At 65.4% G+C, this 16,263-nt stretch carries 16 protein-coding genes; 7 read left to right on the forward strand and 9 right to left on the reverse strand.

Annotated features, from left to right (window positions below; genetic code table 11):
• Positions 1-153: 153 nt before the first annotated feature.
• Both ABID59_RS05165 and ABID59_RS05170 read left to right on the forward strand, forming a co-directional pair.
• Complete coding sequence (locus ABID59_RS05165) at positions 154-1,101, forward strand: AraC family transcriptional regulator (protein ID WP_148753034.1); 948 nt, start codon at positions 154-156, stop codon at positions 1,099-1,101.
• A gap of 51 nt (positions 1,102-1,152) precedes the next feature.
• Positions 1,153-1,743 carry an NADPH-dependent FMN reductase gene (locus ABID59_RS05170; RefSeq protein ID WP_148753035.1) on the forward strand — a complete coding sequence of 197 codons (591 nt, stop codon included), beginning with the start codon at positions 1,153-1,155 and terminating at the stop codon, positions 1,741-1,743.
• An 11-nt stretch (positions 1,744-1,754) separates the two neighbouring features.
• Here ABID59_RS05170 and ABID59_RS05175 read toward each other — a convergent pair whose 3' ends face one another.
• Together ABID59_RS05175 and ABID59_RS05180 are read right to left on the reverse strand one after the other, a co-directional pair.
• Positions 1,755-3,836, reverse strand: a complete 2,082-nt coding sequence (locus ABID59_RS05175; protein ID WP_354082655.1) for a methyl-accepting chemotaxis protein — start codon at positions 3,834-3,836, stop codon at positions 1,755-1,757.
• A gap of 101 nt (positions 3,837-3,937) precedes the next feature.
• On the reverse strand, positions 3,938-4,378 hold the full coding sequence (locus ABID59_RS05180; RefSeq protein ID WP_354082656.1) for a DUF1810 domain-containing protein: 441 nt from the start codon (positions 4,376-4,378) through the stop codon (positions 3,938-3,940).
• Between the two features lie 192 nt (positions 4,379-4,570).
• On the opposite strand from ABID59_RS05180, the gene ABID59_RS05185 reads away from it, so the two are divergent.
• Together ABID59_RS05185 and ABID59_RS05190 are read left to right on the forward strand one after the other, a co-directional pair.
• Entirely contained in the window at positions 4,571-5,521 is a 951-nt protein-coding gene (locus tag ABID59_RS05185; protein ID WP_354082657.1) for a DUF2778 domain-containing protein, read from the forward strand.
• 64 nt (positions 5,522-5,585) lie between these two features.
• Complete coding sequence (locus tag ABID59_RS05190) at positions 5,586-5,843, forward strand: hypothetical protein (RefSeq protein ID WP_148753038.1); 258 nt, start codon at positions 5,586-5,588, stop codon at positions 5,841-5,843.
• A gap of 106 nt (positions 5,844-5,949) precedes the next feature.
• On the opposite strand, the gene ABID59_RS05195 is transcribed toward ABID59_RS05190, so the two are convergent.
• Positions 5,950-7,803 (reverse strand): tannase/feruloyl esterase family alpha/beta hydrolase, encoded by a 1,854-nt coding sequence (locus tag ABID59_RS05195; protein ID WP_354082658.1) that lies wholly within the window; start codon positions 7,801-7,803, stop codon positions 5,950-5,952.
• Between the two features lie 585 nt (positions 7,804-8,388).
• On the opposite strand from ABID59_RS05195, the gene ABID59_RS05200 reads away from it, so the two are divergent.
• Positions 8,389-8,823: a MarR family winged helix-turn-helix transcriptional regulator gene (locus ABID59_RS05200; RefSeq protein WP_354082659.1), complete on the forward strand. Its 435-nt coding sequence runs from the start codon at positions 8,389-8,391 to the stop codon at positions 8,821-8,823.
• A gap of 183 nt (positions 8,824-9,006) precedes the next feature.
• On the opposite strand, the gene ABID59_RS05205 is transcribed toward ABID59_RS05200, so the two are convergent.
• From ABID59_RS05205 to ABID59_RS05230, 6 genes are all read right to left on the reverse strand, one after another.
• Entirely contained in the window at positions 9,007-9,789 is a 783-nt protein-coding gene (locus ABID59_RS05205) for an ABC transporter ATP-binding protein (protein ID WP_354082660.1), read from the reverse strand.
• A complete protein-coding gene (locus ABID59_RS05210; protein ID WP_354082661.1) occupies positions 9,777-10,832 on the reverse strand; it encodes a dihydrodipicolinate synthase family protein in 1,056 nt (351 codons plus the stop codon). Before ABID59_RS05210 ends, ABID59_RS05205 begins: the two co-directional genes overlap by 13 nt.
• 6 nt (positions 10,833-10,838) lie before the next feature.
• Positions 10,839-11,660: a GNAT family N-acetyltransferase gene (locus ABID59_RS05215; protein ID WP_354082662.1), complete on the reverse strand. Its 822-nt coding sequence runs from the start codon at positions 11,658-11,660 to the stop codon at positions 10,839-10,841.
• A complete protein-coding gene (locus tag ABID59_RS05220; protein ID WP_148755931.1) occupies positions 11,647-12,684 on the reverse strand; it encodes an NAD-dependent epimerase/dehydratase family protein in 1,038 nt (345 codons plus the stop codon). Before ABID59_RS05220 ends, ABID59_RS05215 begins: the two co-directional genes overlap by 14 nt.
• Before the next feature lie 18 nt (positions 12,685-12,702).
• On the reverse strand, positions 12,703-13,476 hold the full coding sequence (locus ABID59_RS05225) for an ABC transporter permease (RefSeq protein ID WP_148755932.1): 774 nt from the start codon (positions 13,474-13,476) through the stop codon (positions 12,703-12,705).
• 82 nt (positions 13,477-13,558) lie between these two features.
• A complete protein-coding gene (locus ABID59_RS05230; protein ID WP_148755933.1) occupies positions 13,559-14,206 on the reverse strand; it encodes a TetR/AcrR family transcriptional regulator in 648 nt (215 codons plus the stop codon).
• A gap of 100 nt (positions 14,207-14,306) precedes the next feature.
• Here ABID59_RS05230 and ABID59_RS05235 point away from each other — a divergent pair, with 100 nt between their 5' ends.
• The gene (locus ABID59_RS05235; protein ID WP_354082663.1) at positions 14,307-15,311 is read left to right on the forward strand and encodes an ABC transporter substrate-binding protein; all 1,005 of its coding nucleotides are present in this window, start codon (positions 14,307-14,309) and stop codon (positions 15,309-15,311) included.
• 248 nt (positions 15,312-15,559) lie between these two features.
• Positions 15,560-16,258 carry a septum site-determining protein MinC gene (minC, locus tag ABID59_RS05240; protein ID WP_148755935.1) on the forward strand — a complete coding sequence of 233 codons (699 nt, stop codon included), beginning with the start codon at positions 15,560-15,562 and terminating at the stop codon, positions 16,256-16,258.
• Positions 16,259-16,263 lie beyond the last annotated feature (5 nt).

The following is a 16,263-nucleotide window of genomic DNA, read 5'->3' on the forward strand; positions in this document are numbered from 1 at the left end:
CGAACACCCTTCTTGTCCTTTGCATTGGACGCTCGCCAACTGATCGAGGGAGGCTCGCATGAGTCTCTCGGTCTCAGGGGAAACCGAAAGGGGGAATTCAGACCGGCGTAGTGCCGGACACGCGTCGTTTCCTGGCGCGGTTTTTCATTTGTCATGAACAACAGTGATGCTGCGCCAGCGCTGGCGCCCAAGATATTTCGTTTTGCAGACGTCGACGAGTTTCGCAACGCGATCCGCGGCCTGAATTTCGAGTTCACGCCGCTTGTGCGAAGGATTGCGGCCGAGCAGACCATTCTGCAATTGCCCGGCTGCGACGTGAATATGACGCGGGCATTTCCGCGCGTCGTGGACGCGCAGCTCGTTGCCGATTGCACGGCGGTGGGCTTCGCGATGGACGACCTCGAAATCCCGATCCGCTTCAATGGCGCGCAGCGCGACCGCGCCGTCATCGTCATCGGCAGCAGCGGCGCGGCCTACAACACGATCGAGGAGGTGCAGCGGCAAATCGCCTCGGTCGTGTTCCACCCCGAGGTGAGGGATCGCGGCTGGCCCGAGACGAACTCCAGCTTCAAGATATTCGAGACCAGTCCATTGGCGCTGCATAGGTTGCGGAAGCTGGTCAGGGAAGTGCTGGCGGCTGCGCCCGAGCCGATCGATGCAGCCGAGGTGCCGCTGAAGGCGGCAGCGATGAAGGAGTCCCTGCTCGGTGCGGTCGATGCCGTATTCGCCGATGTCGTGCCCGCGCGCTGGACCCGGCGTCCGAACGACGAGCGGCAGTTCAAGCTGTTCCAGGACATCCGCGCACTGTTGTCCGACGACCTCTCGCAGCCGATCTACAGCGAGGAGATTGCGCGCAAGCTCGGCCTGTCCGTCCGCACCTTGCACGATGTCGTGCGCCGCTATCGCGGCATGAGCCTGCACCGCTATTTGCGCCTACGCCGCCTGTGGCTGGTGCGGCAGCGGCTGCTTGCCGGCGCCGACAGCGTCAAGGCCGTCGCGCTCGCGTTCGGCTTCTGGCATCTCAGCGATTTCTCGCGCAGCTATCGCGATCAGTTCGGCGAGACGCCGTCGCAGACGCTGGAATTCGGGCGAAAACGATAGTGCGGCAAATCGGTTGGGGCCGTCCCGCCGTTTCGTGCTAGCCTGCCGGCCATGAGCAATCGCATCCTCGTCCTCTACGGTTCCTACCGGTCCGACCGCATGGGCATCCGCCTTGCGAATTTCGTCATCGATCGCCTGCGCAGTCGCGGCGAGGAGGTCGAGTTCATCGACGCCAAGGCGATCGGCCTGCCGATGCTCGATCGCATGTACAAGGAACACCCTGCGGGCACCGCGCCCGAGGCGCTGGAGAAGCTGGCCGGCCAGATCCGCGGCGCCGATGGCTTTGTCTTCGTCACCGGCGAATATAATTGGGGCATTCAGCCCGGCCTGAAGAACCTCACCGACCACTTCCTGGAAGAGTGGTTCTGGCGGCCGGCTGCGATCGTGAGCTATTCCGCCGGCCGCCTGTCCGGCGCGCGCGCCTCGACCGCGTGGCACGGCACGCTGTCGGAAATGGGCATGGTGGTGATCTCGAGCACCATCGGCGTCGGGCCGATCGCGCAGACGCTGTCAGCCGAGAGCGAGCCGATCGGCGAGGGCGGCAAGGCGCTGGAACGCTCGTTCCCTCGCTTCGCCGACGATCTCAATTGGTGGATCGAGGCGGCCAAGGCGCAGCGCGCGCGCAAGGCGCCGCCGTATTAGGCACGCGCGCCTTACGCCGCCCTGACTTCGCCGAGGAAGCGGTCGAACTGGCCGGCGAGATCGCGGGACTGCGTCGAGAGCTGTTCGGCCGCGCCGAGAACTTCCCTCGCGGCCGCACCGGTGTCGTCGGCGGCGCGCTGCACGCCTGATATGTTGGTGTTGACCTCCTGGGTGCCGCGGGCGGCTTCCTGGACGCTGCGGGATATCTCCCGGGTCGCCGAACCCTGTTGCTCGATCGCGGCTGCAATCGCGGTGCCGATCTGGTCGATCTCGGCGATGACGTCGGCGACGTTGCGGATCGCAGTGACGGTCTCGTCGCTGGCGGACTGGATCGCCGTGATCTGCTCGGAGATCTCGGTGGTCGCCTTGGCGGTCTGGCCGGCCAGCGACTTCACTTCGGACGCGACGACGGCAAAGCCGCGGCCGGCGTCGCCGGCGCGGGCGGCCTCGATGGTGGCGTTGAGCGCCAGGAGGTTGGTCTGTTCGGCGATGCTCTGGATCAGCGTGACGACATCGCCGATCTTCTGCGCGCCCTCGGCGAGCGCACGGGCAGTGTCGCCGGTGCGGCGGGCGTTGTCGACGGCGCGGGCCGCGATCTCGGTCGATTGGGCGACCTGACGGCCGATCTCCGCGATCGACGAGGTCAGCTCCTCGGTCGCGCTTGCGACCGTCTGCACGTTGGTCGAGGTCTGCTCGGAGGCGGCGGCCACCACCGCGGCCTGGCTGTTGGTCTGGGCGGCCGTCGAGGTCATCGACTGCGCCGTCGTCTCCATGGTGGAGGAGGCCTGCGACAGACCGCCGACGAGCTCGGTGACCTTGGCCTCGAAGGCGCGGGTCAGCTCGTCGAGCGCCTGGGCGCGGCGCATCTTGCCGTCGTTCTCGGCTTGCTTCTCGGCCGCGAGCCGGTCGGCCCGGATCATGTTGTCCTTGAACACTTGCACCGCCGCGGCCATCGCGCCGATCTCGTCGGAGCGCTCCGCGCCGGGGATCGCTTCCGCAACCTCGCCGTCGGCGAGCCGCGACATCCGGGTCGTCAGGCTGACGATCGGAGCGCAGACGCGGCGGCGGACCATCGCGATGAGGCCGGCGCTGGCGACCAGCATCGCGAGGAGGCCGGTGAGCGCGATCGTGAAGCTGGTGCGCGCGGCAGCGGACGCGCCGGAAAGGATCTGCTCGGCATTGTCGTAGAACGCATCGCGGACCTCGATGATGGTGCCGAGGCCGCGCTGCGTGGCGGCGTAATAGGTATCCATGTCGTGTTCGTACTTGCCGCTGATCGCACCGTCCCTCACCAGCTTGAGCTCGCGGCCGAACTCCTCGATATAGACCGAGTTGAACTTCTCCAGCGCAGCGGCAACGTTCGCCGGAGTTGCCGGATTGCCGCGCAATTCCTGCAGCGCCATCACGATCTGGTCGTTGCGGCCCTGTGAGCGGCTGATCTCGGCCTTCTCGGCGTCCGTCGCCGGTTTCTTGCCTCCGACGAGATTCTTGTGCAGGCTGGAATTGAAGCCGCCCACGTCCCGCAGCGTCATCGCGACGTTGGCGTAACTGGCCTGGCGGTAGGCATCGCCGTTGAGAATCGCCATGCGCCGGACCTGCTCGTTGAGCAGCGCGGTCACGCCGCCATTGAGCACGGCGTTGTCGGCGACGATCTTCTTCGCGGCGTCCTTGCGCGCCTCGGCCGGTCCCGCCAACGCCTTGTCGATGGCGTCGCGCAAGGCGGTGAATTTCGAATTGATGCCGTCGATGCTGCCGCCGATGGCGTTGCCGTCGTCGAACGGGCCGGGCAGCTCCTTGCGAAGCGCGTTCATCCTGTCACGGGCGCCGTCGGTCTGCTTGCGCAGCCTGTCCTGCTCGGTGAGCAACGCCGGATCGAGAGTGGCAGGGCCATAGAGAATGTTGGTGGAAAAGCCGCGCTCGGGGTTGAGATAGCGCGGGATGTCGCTGACGGCGCGGACGATCGCGAGCCGCCCTTGCGCTTCGGTGATCCGCTCCATCGTCTGGTACTTCGTCACGGCGACGTAGACGGCGAGGCCGCCGCCGACGGTCGAGAGCGAGACGATGGCGGTGGTCAGCAGCGTACCGATTTTCATGATCTATCCGGCAATTGGCGCGGGAGAATTAATTGCACGGAAGATAGGCAGGCGATGTTAATCCCGGGTTTACGTTGGTGGCGGCCGGCCGCCGTGGTCACCTAGCTAGCCTTTCGGTCAAGCACAGCGAGGATCTCCAGCGTCGCCGAATCAGGCTCGCCGGCGAAATACCGGGCGAGCGCCCCGTCGAAAACGGCCTCGTCGGAGACCGCGCCGAACAGCGTCATCGACGAGCGGAATTTGGCATCGTCAGGCGCGCCGAGGATCGAGTTGATGGTGCGTCCTTCAAGAGCAAGCACGAGACTGGTGCATTCGATCAGGCGCGGGCCGAGCACGGGGTGGGCGAGGTAGGCATCGGCCTCCGTCCGCGAGCCAATGGCGTAACGCTGCGACATGGCGCTAAAGCCGAGGCCGGTAATCTGGGGGAAGACGAACCACATCCAGTGAGATTGCTTCCGGCCACGGGCCAGCTCCGCCAGAACGCCGCGAAAAACCGGGTCCTGGGCCCTGAGGAAGCGCTCTAGATCGAAAGGATCGGTCATTGGATACCCTCAGGAGGGCTTGCCGGCCGCGATTATGCCTAACTTTTGGCTCCCAATGTGGTAGCTGGTAGAGAGTCTCCGGGTGGGGGTTGGGTCCCCCGGAGGTGTCGACTTGGGGATCTGATGGTTTCCGACCGCGCAAGCGCCGAGGGGCTTTTGCCGCGCCGCCGAATTGGGCGAGCCGAGACAATATTGCTGTCTATGGCTGCCATCGCGCTGGCGCTGGGCGCCGCCGCTTGGGTCGCGGATATCGGCGATTCCACCCCGCTGGTCACCGCCGCGCTGCCGCCGGCCAATTCTCCCTCGTTCGACGACCGTTTCGCCTCGTTGTCCGGCAGCCCGCCCGCCCGTGACCTCGGCCTGCGGGCGATGGAGCGCTCCGCCCTGAGTGCAGTCCAGCTCAAGCTTCGCGATGCCAAGGCGATGCTCGCCCAAAAGCTCCAGGGCGATGACTGGCGCTCGACCTTGACCGATGACGACCGGACCGCGGTTGACGAGAGGCGGCCCGCGCAACGTGCCGACGCCGTGCCGGTGCCGCGCTCGCGGCCGGTTCAGGCGGACTTCAGCGCCCAGATCGCGTCCAGCCAGGCTTATGCCGACACCACGCCCAGGGCCGACAACCGCAATTTCTTCGAAAAGTTCACCGACAAGATCAAGCTAGCCTCGCTGACGCCCGACAGCGGCCTGTTCGGCAAGGCGCCGGATCTGGCCGCGCTCGGCTACGATTCGCGGACGGCGGTCTATGACATCAAAGCCAAGGCGCTGTATCTGCCGAACGGCGCCACGATCGAGGCCCATTCGGGCATGGGCGCGCTGATGGACGACCCCGATCATGTCGACCAGCGCATGGTCGGTGCCACCCCGCCTGCGACCTACGACCTCAAGCCGCGCGAAAAGCTGTTCCACGGCGTTCGCGCGCTGCGCATGACGCCGGCGGATGGCACCAGCGCACTCGGCCGTGTCGGCCTGCTCACCCACACCTACATGCTCGGGCCGCGCGGCGATTCCAACGGTTGCGTCTCGATCAAGGACTATGATCGCTTCCTCAAGGCCTACGACAATGGCGAGTTTAATCGTCTGGTCGTGGTGCCGAGCCTGAGCAGCCCGGCAACTGTCGCGCAACGCGCCAGCACCGATTCCTGATATTCGTCGGACGGCGGGGCTGCCGTTTTCCCTTCATTAAGCCGTTGTCGTCCAGAACCAGCCGATGAGTGATCCAGCAAGCTCCGAGACCCCGCTGCGCACGACGTTCAAGATCAAGCTGAACGGTGACACGCTGGCGATTGCGACCGTCGGCCAGGCCTATCAATTCCTCACCAACTTCAAATCGGTCGAGTGGATGGAATTCCGCTCGCTGCATGAGGATGCCGTCCACGCGCTGGAGGGTGCCGCCGACAATGCCATGCTCGTGGTGCAGGCGACGAACGCGATACGCGCGTTGTTCGTGAGCGCGAAGCTGCTCTGAAGCAGGCTCGTCATTCCGAGTGCAGTCGCGCCCAACTCGAAGATGCTGCGCTCGGCAGTAGCGCGCGCAGCATCTCATCAGTGTCGTCCGCAACCACGTCCGAAGCTCAGTGCCTGTCGTCGCCGTGGCCGTCGTCATCGTCGTGGAAGTCGTGGTCGCCGCCTCGGCTGAAGCCGGGGTCGACGCACGCAAAGCTCGCGGCATCGCTGGTCAGGCCGCTGCCCTTGTACGCGGGAATGCTGGGATAGACGCAGAGCGGCCGCGTGCCTCCGGTCGGGAAGTTCTGGGCAATGCGCGGATCGAACACGCCGCCGGCCGGGTAGGGCGAGGTGGTGTTGGTATTGGCCGCGACGATGCGTTCCGGCGCGACGCCGTATTCGACCCAGTCCGTGATCGCCTTGAGCTCGTTGGTGGCGAAGCTCGTGGTCGCTGCGCCGCCGCAATGGGCCATGTTGGGCACCATGAACAGCCGCGCGAAATCGGTGGCGTGATTGTCCATGCGCTGGTTCATCTTGCGGTACCAGCGGGCGATTGCGGCGCCCGAGAAGATGCCGTCATTGACCGAGGACGAGATGATCAGCTTGCCGCCGCGCGCCCTGAACGGACGCAAATCGGTTGCAACCGCCGCCATGAAATCCATCGCGCTTTCCGGATAGGCCGCGGTCTTCGTGAAGATCTTCGGCGCGTCGGTGTCGAAGTTGAATTTGAACACGAAAGCTTCCTGGCCGGTCGGTCCGTTGACGGGCGTGACGACGGGCGGCGTCTGGAAGATCATCGGGATTGCGCCGGCGCCGAGCGTCAGGTTGATCGCGGTGTTGACACCCGGTACCGGCGCGGTGACGACGTTCCAGAATTGCCAGCCTGCGCCCGGCGCGGTCGGCGGCGTCCAGATGCCGGCATCCCAGAACCAGTTCGAATAGAGTCGCTCGCCCTTCGAATTGACCGGTCCGGCGTAGATCTTCTTGAGCGCATCGACCTGGGCGCTGGTGAGGCAGGTGCCGCCATGCGGCGTGCTGCCGTGCGAGCCGGTGCCGCAAGTGTAGCTCGCGAGTGCCGGATACACCTTCCTGGCCGTGCAGGCGTGGTAATTGTCGACGATGCCGTCGACGAGGCCATCGAGCGCGTCGCAGGCGCTCAGGATCGCAGCCGAGGCCACCTGAAGGTCCTGCTGTGGGAACGTGTCGGGAATATACGGTTGGCCGTTGATGTCCTTGCTGGTCGAAAGCGTGCCGAGCACCTGCTCGTTCCAGGCCTCCGCGAGGCCCGCCTGCGGCAGGTTGAAGCCGGGGTTTTGCGAGATCACGCCGTCGAACAGCCAGGGCGATCGTTGCGAGGCGACCATCGCGTCGCGGCCGCCGTTCGAGCAGCCCATGATGTAGGAATAGACGGTATCGAGGCCGTAGAAATAGGAGATGATCTGCTTGGCCGTCGTCGCGGTCTTCTCGATGCCGTTATAGCCGTAGTCGCGGCGTGCCTGCGCATCGATCGCGAAATGCGCGGAGCCGCCGGCACTGGCGTCGTCGTCCTGATAGCCGCCGAGGACATTGGTCGCGCTGTCCTCGTGGCCGCCGTCATCGGCCGCCACCGCCCAGCCCTGGCCGAGCTCGACGCCGGCAGCACCTTGCGGATCGCTTTGCAGGCTGCCGTCGGTGCCGCCGCCGCCCATCATCTCGAAGCGGCCATGCCAGGTGTTGGGCAGGTTGAGCGCGAAGCCGATGCCGTAGGTGAAGTGATCGGGATCCTGCGTGGAAACGCGCTTGTTGATGATGCCGATCACGTTGCAATAGCCCGACTTCTGCGTCGCGCTCAGGATCTGCGTGTTCGGCAGAGTGAGCCCGGTGAGGGCGGTGCAGGACGAGCGCGGGGCCACGCCGCTCGGCGGCAGCCCGTGTGCGGCCGCTTGCGGGCCGAGAGACGCCCATGTGGCGACGATCGTCGAGGCGAGGAAAAATCGTTTCATGTCATGCCCTCCCAGTTTCAACGTTGATGATTGAACGAAAGCACCCGACGCGCCGCGAGCTGACGAGGCGTCGCGTGGTCAGAGACGTTTTCTGAATTGCTGTCGGGAGACATGCGCATGCGCCGGCAATGAGCCATGACGCAGTTGCGGTTGCGCGCAAAACCATTCTTCCGCGATGCGCCGTGGCACGCGGATCGTCGCCCACCCCTGATGACGGCACGGACGTTCGCTCCCCTTGAACCTGCTCGCGAAACGGCAGGCTTTCACGATCCTTAGGCGAGCCATGTTGCCGTGTCAACATGACGCATCGCGCGATATTGCCGTGCAACCTGTCATAGAAGGTGTAGGGCGCGAGCGTGGGATCGCGCTCGGCTTCTCGATCCGGCTGCGTTGCGTTAAACTCGCTGTCCGAATCCCTGAGGATACCGCCGGATGCGCCTATGCCGGCTTTGCGAAAGATGCGCGGCGATGCAGCCAGGCAAGGCACGGGTCGGCAAACGGATCGCGCGACCGCGGCGGGCGGCACGCGTGACAAAACCATCGCGACCGGCACCGCGCGTGGTACCCGGCACCAAGACGGCTAAGGTGAAACCGCTTGACCTCGGGGACCTCTCGCAGCTGCTGGGCTACAGCATTCGCCGGGCGCAGCTCTGGATCTTCAAGGAATTCAGCCGGCAGTTGGCGGCGTTCGAGATCAGTCCCGCCCAATTTTCCGTGCTCTGCGTGATCGACGCCAATCCCGGCGTCAACCAGCTCGCGGTCGCGCAGCTGCTGTCGATCGAGCGGGCCGGGCTCGGAAGGCTGGTGGATCATCTGGAGGCTCGTGGCCTGGTGCGGCGCACGGCGTCGGCGATCAACCGTCGCTATTACGTGCTCTATTTGACCGAGGCCGGAACGGCGCTGCTGGGCCGGCTGAGGCCGGCGGCCGCCGAAAGCGACAAGGCGCTCGCAGCCAAGATCGGACCGCGCGCCTACAAGGAATTGCAGCGGGCGCTATCGGTCTTTGTCGGCGATGCCTGAGCGATCCGCGGCGCCGACAACTATCTGCTCGGCAAGATGCACAAGGGCTGAGGACGCCGTCATTCCGGGGTGCGCCTCTTGGCGCAAACCCGGAATCCATTTCACCGCGTGTCTTGCCGCCCGATGGATTCCGGGCTCGCGACTTCGTCGCGCCCCGGAATGACGGCGGAGGGCTACCGAATATCACGCCGCGCCCAATCCCAGCTTCGCATAGATCCGCCTGGCATACGCGCCGAATGCGTCCGTGGTCTTCAGCGGCAGGTCGCGCGGGAAGGGCAGGTCGATCGGGAAGTAGTCGGCCATCTTCGCCGGGCCCGCGGTCAGCACGGCGCAGTGCGAGGACAGGAACACGGCTTCCTGGATCGAGTGGGTGACGAAGATGATGGTCTTGCCGCTCTCCCGCCAGATCCGCAGCATCTCCAGATTCATCTGCTCACGTGTCAGCGCATCCAGCGCGCCGAACGGCTCGTCCATCAGGATCAGCTTTGGATCGTGGATGAAGGCGCGCGCGATCGCGGTGCGCTGCTGCATGCCGCCGGAGAGCTCTCGCGGATATTTCTGCTCATAGCCAGCAAGCCCGACCAGCTTGAGTAGGTCGCGTGCCCGCTCGCGCGCAGCCTTCATCGGCAGGCCGACGATCTCGGCCGGCAGCAGCACGTTGTCCAGGATGGTGCGCCATTTCAGGAGCAACGCTTGCTGGAACACCATGCCGATGTCGCGGGTCGGGTCGAACGGACTTTTGGCGTTGCCGATTGTCACTGTGCCGCCGTCGGCGCCGTGCAGGCCCGCAAGAATCTTCATCACCGTGGTCTTGCCGCAGCCCGACGGGCCGACCAGCGACACCAGCTCACCTTCCTGCACGTCCATAGTGACGTCGGACACCGCGAGAAACTCCGTGCCGCCGCTGCGATAGACCTTTCGGACGCCTTGCAGGCTGATGAAGGGTTTTGAGCTCATGCCAGCCATTTATCCAGATTGGCTGCGACGAAGGCATCGTCGCTGAGGTCGGCGTGCTCGCGCGTGACGCGGTCGATCTCGCCCTTCTGGCCCGGGCTCAGGCCCTCGTTCGGATCGAGGCACCATAGGCCCTGCATCAGGCCCTGACGCCGCAGCACCTCGTGGCAGCCGGCGATGCAGCCGTGAAAATTGTTGGCGACGTCGAAGAAGGCGCTGTTGCAGTCGGTGACGCGGGCATCGAGCGCGAGCAGATCAGCCGGCACGCTGTCCTTGTGCCGCGCCGCCTTGCAGCGTTCGAACTGTTGGATGGCGCTCGCCGTCCACACCGACCAGTGGCCGAGCAGGCCGCCCCTAAAGTAAGTGCGCGTGGTGACGCCCCTGTCGCGCAAATCGAACGGCAGCATCAGGTCGAGCAGGATGTGATCGTCGTTGCCGGTGTAGAGCGCGACGCGGTCGAGCGCGCCGGCGGCTGCGACGCCGCGCAGCACGTCGAGCGTCCGGTAGCGGTTGAACGGCGCGATCTTGATCGCGATCACATTGTCGATCGAGGCAAAGCGCTGCCAGAACCGGCTCGACAGGATGACGCCGCCGACCGCCGGCTGAAGGTAGAACCCGACCAGCGGAATCTCGGCCGCGACGGCGGTGCAGTGCGCGATGATCTCGTCCTCGGAAGCGCTCTTCATCGCGGCGAGGCTGAGCAGGCCGGCGTGATAGCCGATGTCGCGCGCGGTGCGCGCCTCGGCAGTTGCCTGCTTCGTCGGACCTGCCAGCCCCGCGACCATCGCCAGCGGACGCTTGGTCCAGCTCGCTGCGGTCTCGGCGGCAAGCTCCAGCACGGGGCGGTAGAGGCCGACGTCGCGGATCGCGAACTGCGTCGTGTGCACGCCGACCGCAAGGCCGCCGGAGCCGGCGTCGATGTAGTAGCGCGTCAGCGCGCGCTGATGCTGTTTGTCGAGCTGGCGCTCGGCGGTGAGCGCGAGCGGATGCGCCGGCAGCACGGTGCCCTCGGCAATCAGCTTGCGGATCTCGCTGTTGATCTGGCTGTGGTGCATGATGTCCTATCCGAATTCGGGGCCGGCGACGGCGAATGGCATTTCCTCGGCCATGGCGGTGGCGGGGCCGAGCCGCATGCGCTGGAACGGCCGCTCGATGGTCCAGCCCGAGGTCGTCAATCCTTCGAGGAACGCGGCCTGCGGGGCGACGGCGTCGAGCAGGAGAGGGCCGGTCTCGGAGCGTACGATCGTTTGCACCAGGGCCAGCGCTGCCGCGGCATTGTCGGCGAATAGCGGGCCGATGTGGCGGGCGGTCCGCCCGTCGCGAACCAGCGCGATGGCTCCGTTCGCGGAGACGATACGCGAGCCGGAGCGCTGTGCGAAGGCGGACAGCAGGGCGGTGCGATCGAACCCGGTGGCTCGCTGGTCGCGCGCGCGAAGCGCATCGATGCTCGCGGATGAAGGTGGTGGCGCTTCGGCCCGCGTCTGCTTCGCGAGCTTCAACCGCCGCAATTGCAGCGTCGGCGTGAAGCCGAGCGGCCCGTACACCGCGACCCCGTCCGGCGTGGCGTCAAGCCAGCTGGTCAAGCCGTTCTTGCGCGCGGTTTCCAGACAGGCATCGACGAGGCGCGTGGCGAGGCCGCGCCGGCGGTGGCTGGCCGTCACCAGCACCATGCTGATCCAGGCGTTGTTGCCGGAGTAGGGCAGCAGCGCCGCCGTTGCGACCAGCAGCACGCCGGTGCGGATGCCGAACACAACGCCGTCGCGGAGGAAAATGCGCCAGTCCTCCTCGGTCTGGTTCCAGTGGGCTTCCGTCGAGAGCACGAGCCCGGCCATGGCATCATCCAGGCCGAGCTTGAGGACGGGAGGCCCGTCAGTAGCGGCCATCGCGCACCTCGTATTTGGTCGGCTTGCCGAGGCTCGGCATGGCGCGGGAGACCCAGTCGGCGGTCCAGGCGATCAACTGCTCGGTGTCGACGACGGGCAGGCCGAACAGCTCGACGGCTTTCGACGTGTCGGTCAGCCACGCCGTCGGCTCTTCCGTGCCTGTTAGCACCGGCGCGCGGCCGAAGCGGGCGCCGAATTTTTGCGCGAGGTCGCGCACCGCCAGAATCTCGTGGCCGCTGATATTGATCGGCGAGGTCGGCGCCGTGCAATGCGCCAGGCAGCGCAGCGCCTGCGCCGACGCATCGCCCTGCCAGATGAAATTGACGTGACCGAGGCTGACGTCGATCGGCGTGCCGCTGAGCACCTTGATCGCAATGTCGTGCAGCACGCCGTAGCGCATGTCGATCGCGTAATTGAGCCGGAACAGGCGGCCCGGCGTTGAAAATCTGTGCGAAAAATACTCGAACATGCGCTCGCGGCCGACGCAGGACTGGGCGTATTCGCCGGGCGGGTTCGGCGCCATGTCCTCGGTCGAGCCCTTGCCGTCGACGGGCACGAAGGGATAGACGCAGCCGGTCGAGAACGCCACGATGCGCGACGACGGGAAGGCCTGCGCCACCAGCGCCGGCACATGCGCATTCATCGCCCAGGTCAGCGACAGATCGCCCTCGGCGCCGAACTTGCGGCCGGCCATGAACACGATATTCGGCGCCTTCGGCAGCGCCTTGATCGCGGCTTCATCAAGCAGGTCGCAATTGATCGTCTCGACGCCGCGCGCGTGCAGCCAGTCCTTGACATCAGGATCGCTGAAGCGGGCGACGCCGATGACGCGGCGTTCGGGGGCGGCGGCTTTGGCAAGCCCCGCCAGCGTCGGCCCCATCTTGCCGGCGACGCCGAGGATCATGATGTCGCCTTCGACCTTTTTGAGGTCGTCGATCAACGCCTGCGTCGGACGGCAGAGGAGATCGTCGAGGGCTGCAATATCAGGAATGGTCTTCGGCAGCGTCTGGCGGGTGAGCAGCATGAATTTCGTCCTTGGTCTTCAGGTCTGCCTGGCATCGCCGACGACGAACATGCGTTCGAGGGCGAGCACCAGGCCGTAGAGTGTGACGCCGAGCAGGGTCAGCAGCACGACGGCCATCACCATCGCAGGCGTGTCGAGCGACGACTGCACCTGGATCATGAGGTAGCCGAGCCCGCGCTCGGAGGCGATGAACTCGCCGACGATGGCGCCGGCGACCGCAAGGATGGCGCCGACCTTCATGCCTGAGAACACGTAAGGCAGCGATCCCGGCAGCTGGATCTTGCGGAACAGCGTCCAGCGCGAGCCGCGCAGCGATTTGACGAGATCGAGCAAATCCGGCTCGACCTCGCGCAGGCCGCGCGCGGTCGTGAGCAGGATCGGGAAGAAGCAGATGCTGAAGGCGATCAGGATGTTCGGCAGGATGCCGTAGGAGAACCAGACGATGAAGAGCGGCCCGAGCGCGACCTTCGGGATCATGTTCAAGGTCACGAACAGCGGCAGCAGCACGAGGCTCACGAGCGGCGCCCAGCTGAAGATCACCGCGAGTGCGACGCCGACGAAGGCGCCGAGCGCGAACCCGCCGAGGATCTCGACCGCGGTCACCAGCGTGTTGGCGCCCCAGGCATAGCTCGCGGTTCCCAGCGTCTGCACCGTCGCAAGCGGCGAGGGGAGGATGAATTTCGGCACGTGGAAGGCATCGACCAGGACCTGCCAGAGCACGAGCACGGCCAGATGCACGATCAGGATGATCGCAAAGTTGCGCGCCGGACTGCTGGCTCCGTCACCTGCCACCGTCTGCTCCCTGTTGCCCGGGCCTCACTGCCGCAACGCCGAGCCTAACCGGCCTTGGTGCAAGTTTCAACCAGTTGGTTGATTACGGCCGGAGGGACTGCAGCACCAGATCGGCGACATGCCGGCGCCGGGCGCGGCGGGCGGTGCGGCTCGACAGGTCCTTGCCGAAGATCGCCGACAGCGTCGGCGTGTTGGAGAAAAAGAAATAGCTGAGGCCCGCGATTGAGATGTAGAGCTGGAGCGGGTCGATCCCCTTGCGGAACATCCCGGCGCGCACGCCTTCGTGGAGGATGTGGGAGACGCTCTTCACCAGCGGCGAATGCATCGCCTCCAGCCGGGTCGAGCCGCGGACGTGGCGGGCGCCGCCGCGGTTCTCGTCGTTCAAGAGCACGATAAAATCGGGGTTTTCCGCGAGATGATCGAACGAGGCCTCGGTCAGCCGGCGGATCGCCTTGTCCGGTGGCAGACCCTCGAGATTGAGCTTGCGCTCCTGCTCGCGGATGTCCTCATAGACCCATTCGAGCACGGCGAGGTAGAGCGCGTCCTTGTCGCCGAAGTAGTGATAGACCAGCTGCTTGTTGACCCCGGCGCGCTCCGCGATCTCGTCGACGCGGGCGCCCGCAAAACCGTGCCGGGCGAACTCCAGCCGCGCCGCGGTGAGCAGTTTCTTGCGGGTGGCGACGGGGTCGCGGCGCTGCGGCACGGTGTCGCCGGATCGTTTTGCGGGCATTTCCAACCAAACAGTTGACAAGTTGAGGACGGGCTTGTTGCATTGGTAGCCTCACATCGGGAGAGCGACAAGCCGGGTCGCGGCAATGGGGAGACAGGCGATGAAGCGTTTGCAGGCGGCGATTGTGGCTCTGACGCTGGGTTTGCCGGCAATGCCGGCGAGCGCAAGCGAGGCGGTCAACCTGATCCTGAACTGGACGCCGACGGCCGACCATTCGCCGTTCTATTACGCCAAGGCGCAGGGCTGGTACGAGAAGGCCGGCATCGACCTCACCATCGAGGTCGGCAAGGGCTCCGGGGTGTCCGCCGCCAAGGTTGGCTCCGGCGGCTCGCCGTTTGGCATCGCCGATCTCGCCACCATGCTGGTCGCCAAGAGCAAGGGCGCCGACGACGTCGCGCTGATGAGCATCTACGCCAATACCGGCCAGACGTTCTATTGGCTGAAGAGCTACGGCGTGAACGGTGCGAAGGAGTTTGCCGGCCACAAGATCGGCAATCCGCCGGGCGACGCCTCGCGCGTGATGTGGCCGGCCTTTGCCAAGGCCGCCGGTCTCGCGCCCGACTCCGTCAGCTTCGTCAATATCGGGCCGACCGCGAAGATCGCGGCGCTGAAGAGCCACACCGTCGACATCATCAGCGACTTCTACAACGAGCACGACCTGAAGGTGATCGAGTTCGGACAGGACCTCGGCTACGTCAACTGGAAGGATATCGGCCTCAACCCCTACGGCAACTCGCTGATCGTCAACGGTGCCTATCTCCAGAAGAATCCGAAGCTGGTCGAGGAGTTCGTGCGCATCTCGCAGAAGGCCTTTGCGGCCTGCGTCGCCGACGTGACGCCGTGCCTGAAAGCGCTGCTCGACCAGGTCTCCGGTCTCGACAAGGAGAACCAGGAGCGCCAGTGGGAGCGCATCAAGTACCTGATGACCGACGAGTTCACGACCACCAAGGGTCTCGGCTGGATCGACGGCGAGCGGATGAAGAAGGACTATGAGCTGGTCCAGACCTATCTGGGCATGGAGAGGCCGTTCGACGTGACGACGGCGTTTTCGACGAAGATGCTGGATTCCGCGATCAAGATGGATCCGAGCAAGGTGAAGAAGTAGGGGGGCTAGGCTCTCTCCTCGTCATTGCGAGCGAAGCGAAGCAATCCAGAGTCTCTCAGCGGCGGCAGTCTGGATTGCTTCGCTTCGCTCGCAATGACGGCGTTGGGGCAGTTGTGCCACACATCGTCTAAATGCTGTTCGGCGAGAGTGCCCGTCATGCCATCACGTAACCGCACGGAGAAATTAACTAGCCATTAACCATATCGGCGGCATCGTTAACTATTCAATAAGGGAACGAGTCGGTCGCTATGGAGGCTGTAGCAAAAGTCCAACGCCAAATGGTGCGCCTGCGCGGGCGCTCCTATGTGGCCTTCGTGTTCGTGCCGACGGTTCCGATCCAGGACTGGCTGCTGGAGATCGACACCACCATCGCGCGCTCGCCGGGCTTCTTCGCCGGCCGGCCCGTGGTGATCGACCTGTCCTCGGTCGATCTCAGCCAGTCCGGCATTGGTCATCTCCTCACCAGCTTGCAGGACCGCAATATCCGCGTGCTCGGCATCGAGGGCGTGGAGGAGGCGCGGCTGACGCCGTCGATGCCGCCGCTGCTTTCGGGCGGGCGCAGTTGCGTGATCGAGCCGAGCGCGCCCAAGAAGCCCGAGGCAAAGGTCGAGACCAAGCCGACCTCGCTGCTGCTCGATAGCCCCGTGCGCTCCGGCCAGACCGTGATCTTCCCCGAAGGCGACGTCACCATTCTGGGCTCGGTCGGCTCCGGCGCCGAGGTCGTCGCCGGCGGTTCCATCCACATCTACGGCGCGCTCCGTGGCCGCGCCATGGCGGGCGTGAACGGTCACACCAGCGCGCGCATCTATTGCCAGAAGATCGAGGCCGAACTGCTTGCGATTGATGGATTTTATCAGACTGCGGACGACATCGACGCCGCCTTGCGCGGCAAGCCGGCGCAGGCCTGGCTGCAGGGGAATACCATGCGAATTACAGCACTGAACTGACCAGC

Source organism: Bradyrhizobium sp. S3.3.6 (assembly GCF_040546905.1).
Taxonomy (GTDB): Bacteria; Pseudomonadota; Alphaproteobacteria; order Rhizobiales; family Xanthobacteraceae; genus Bradyrhizobium; species Bradyrhizobium cytisi.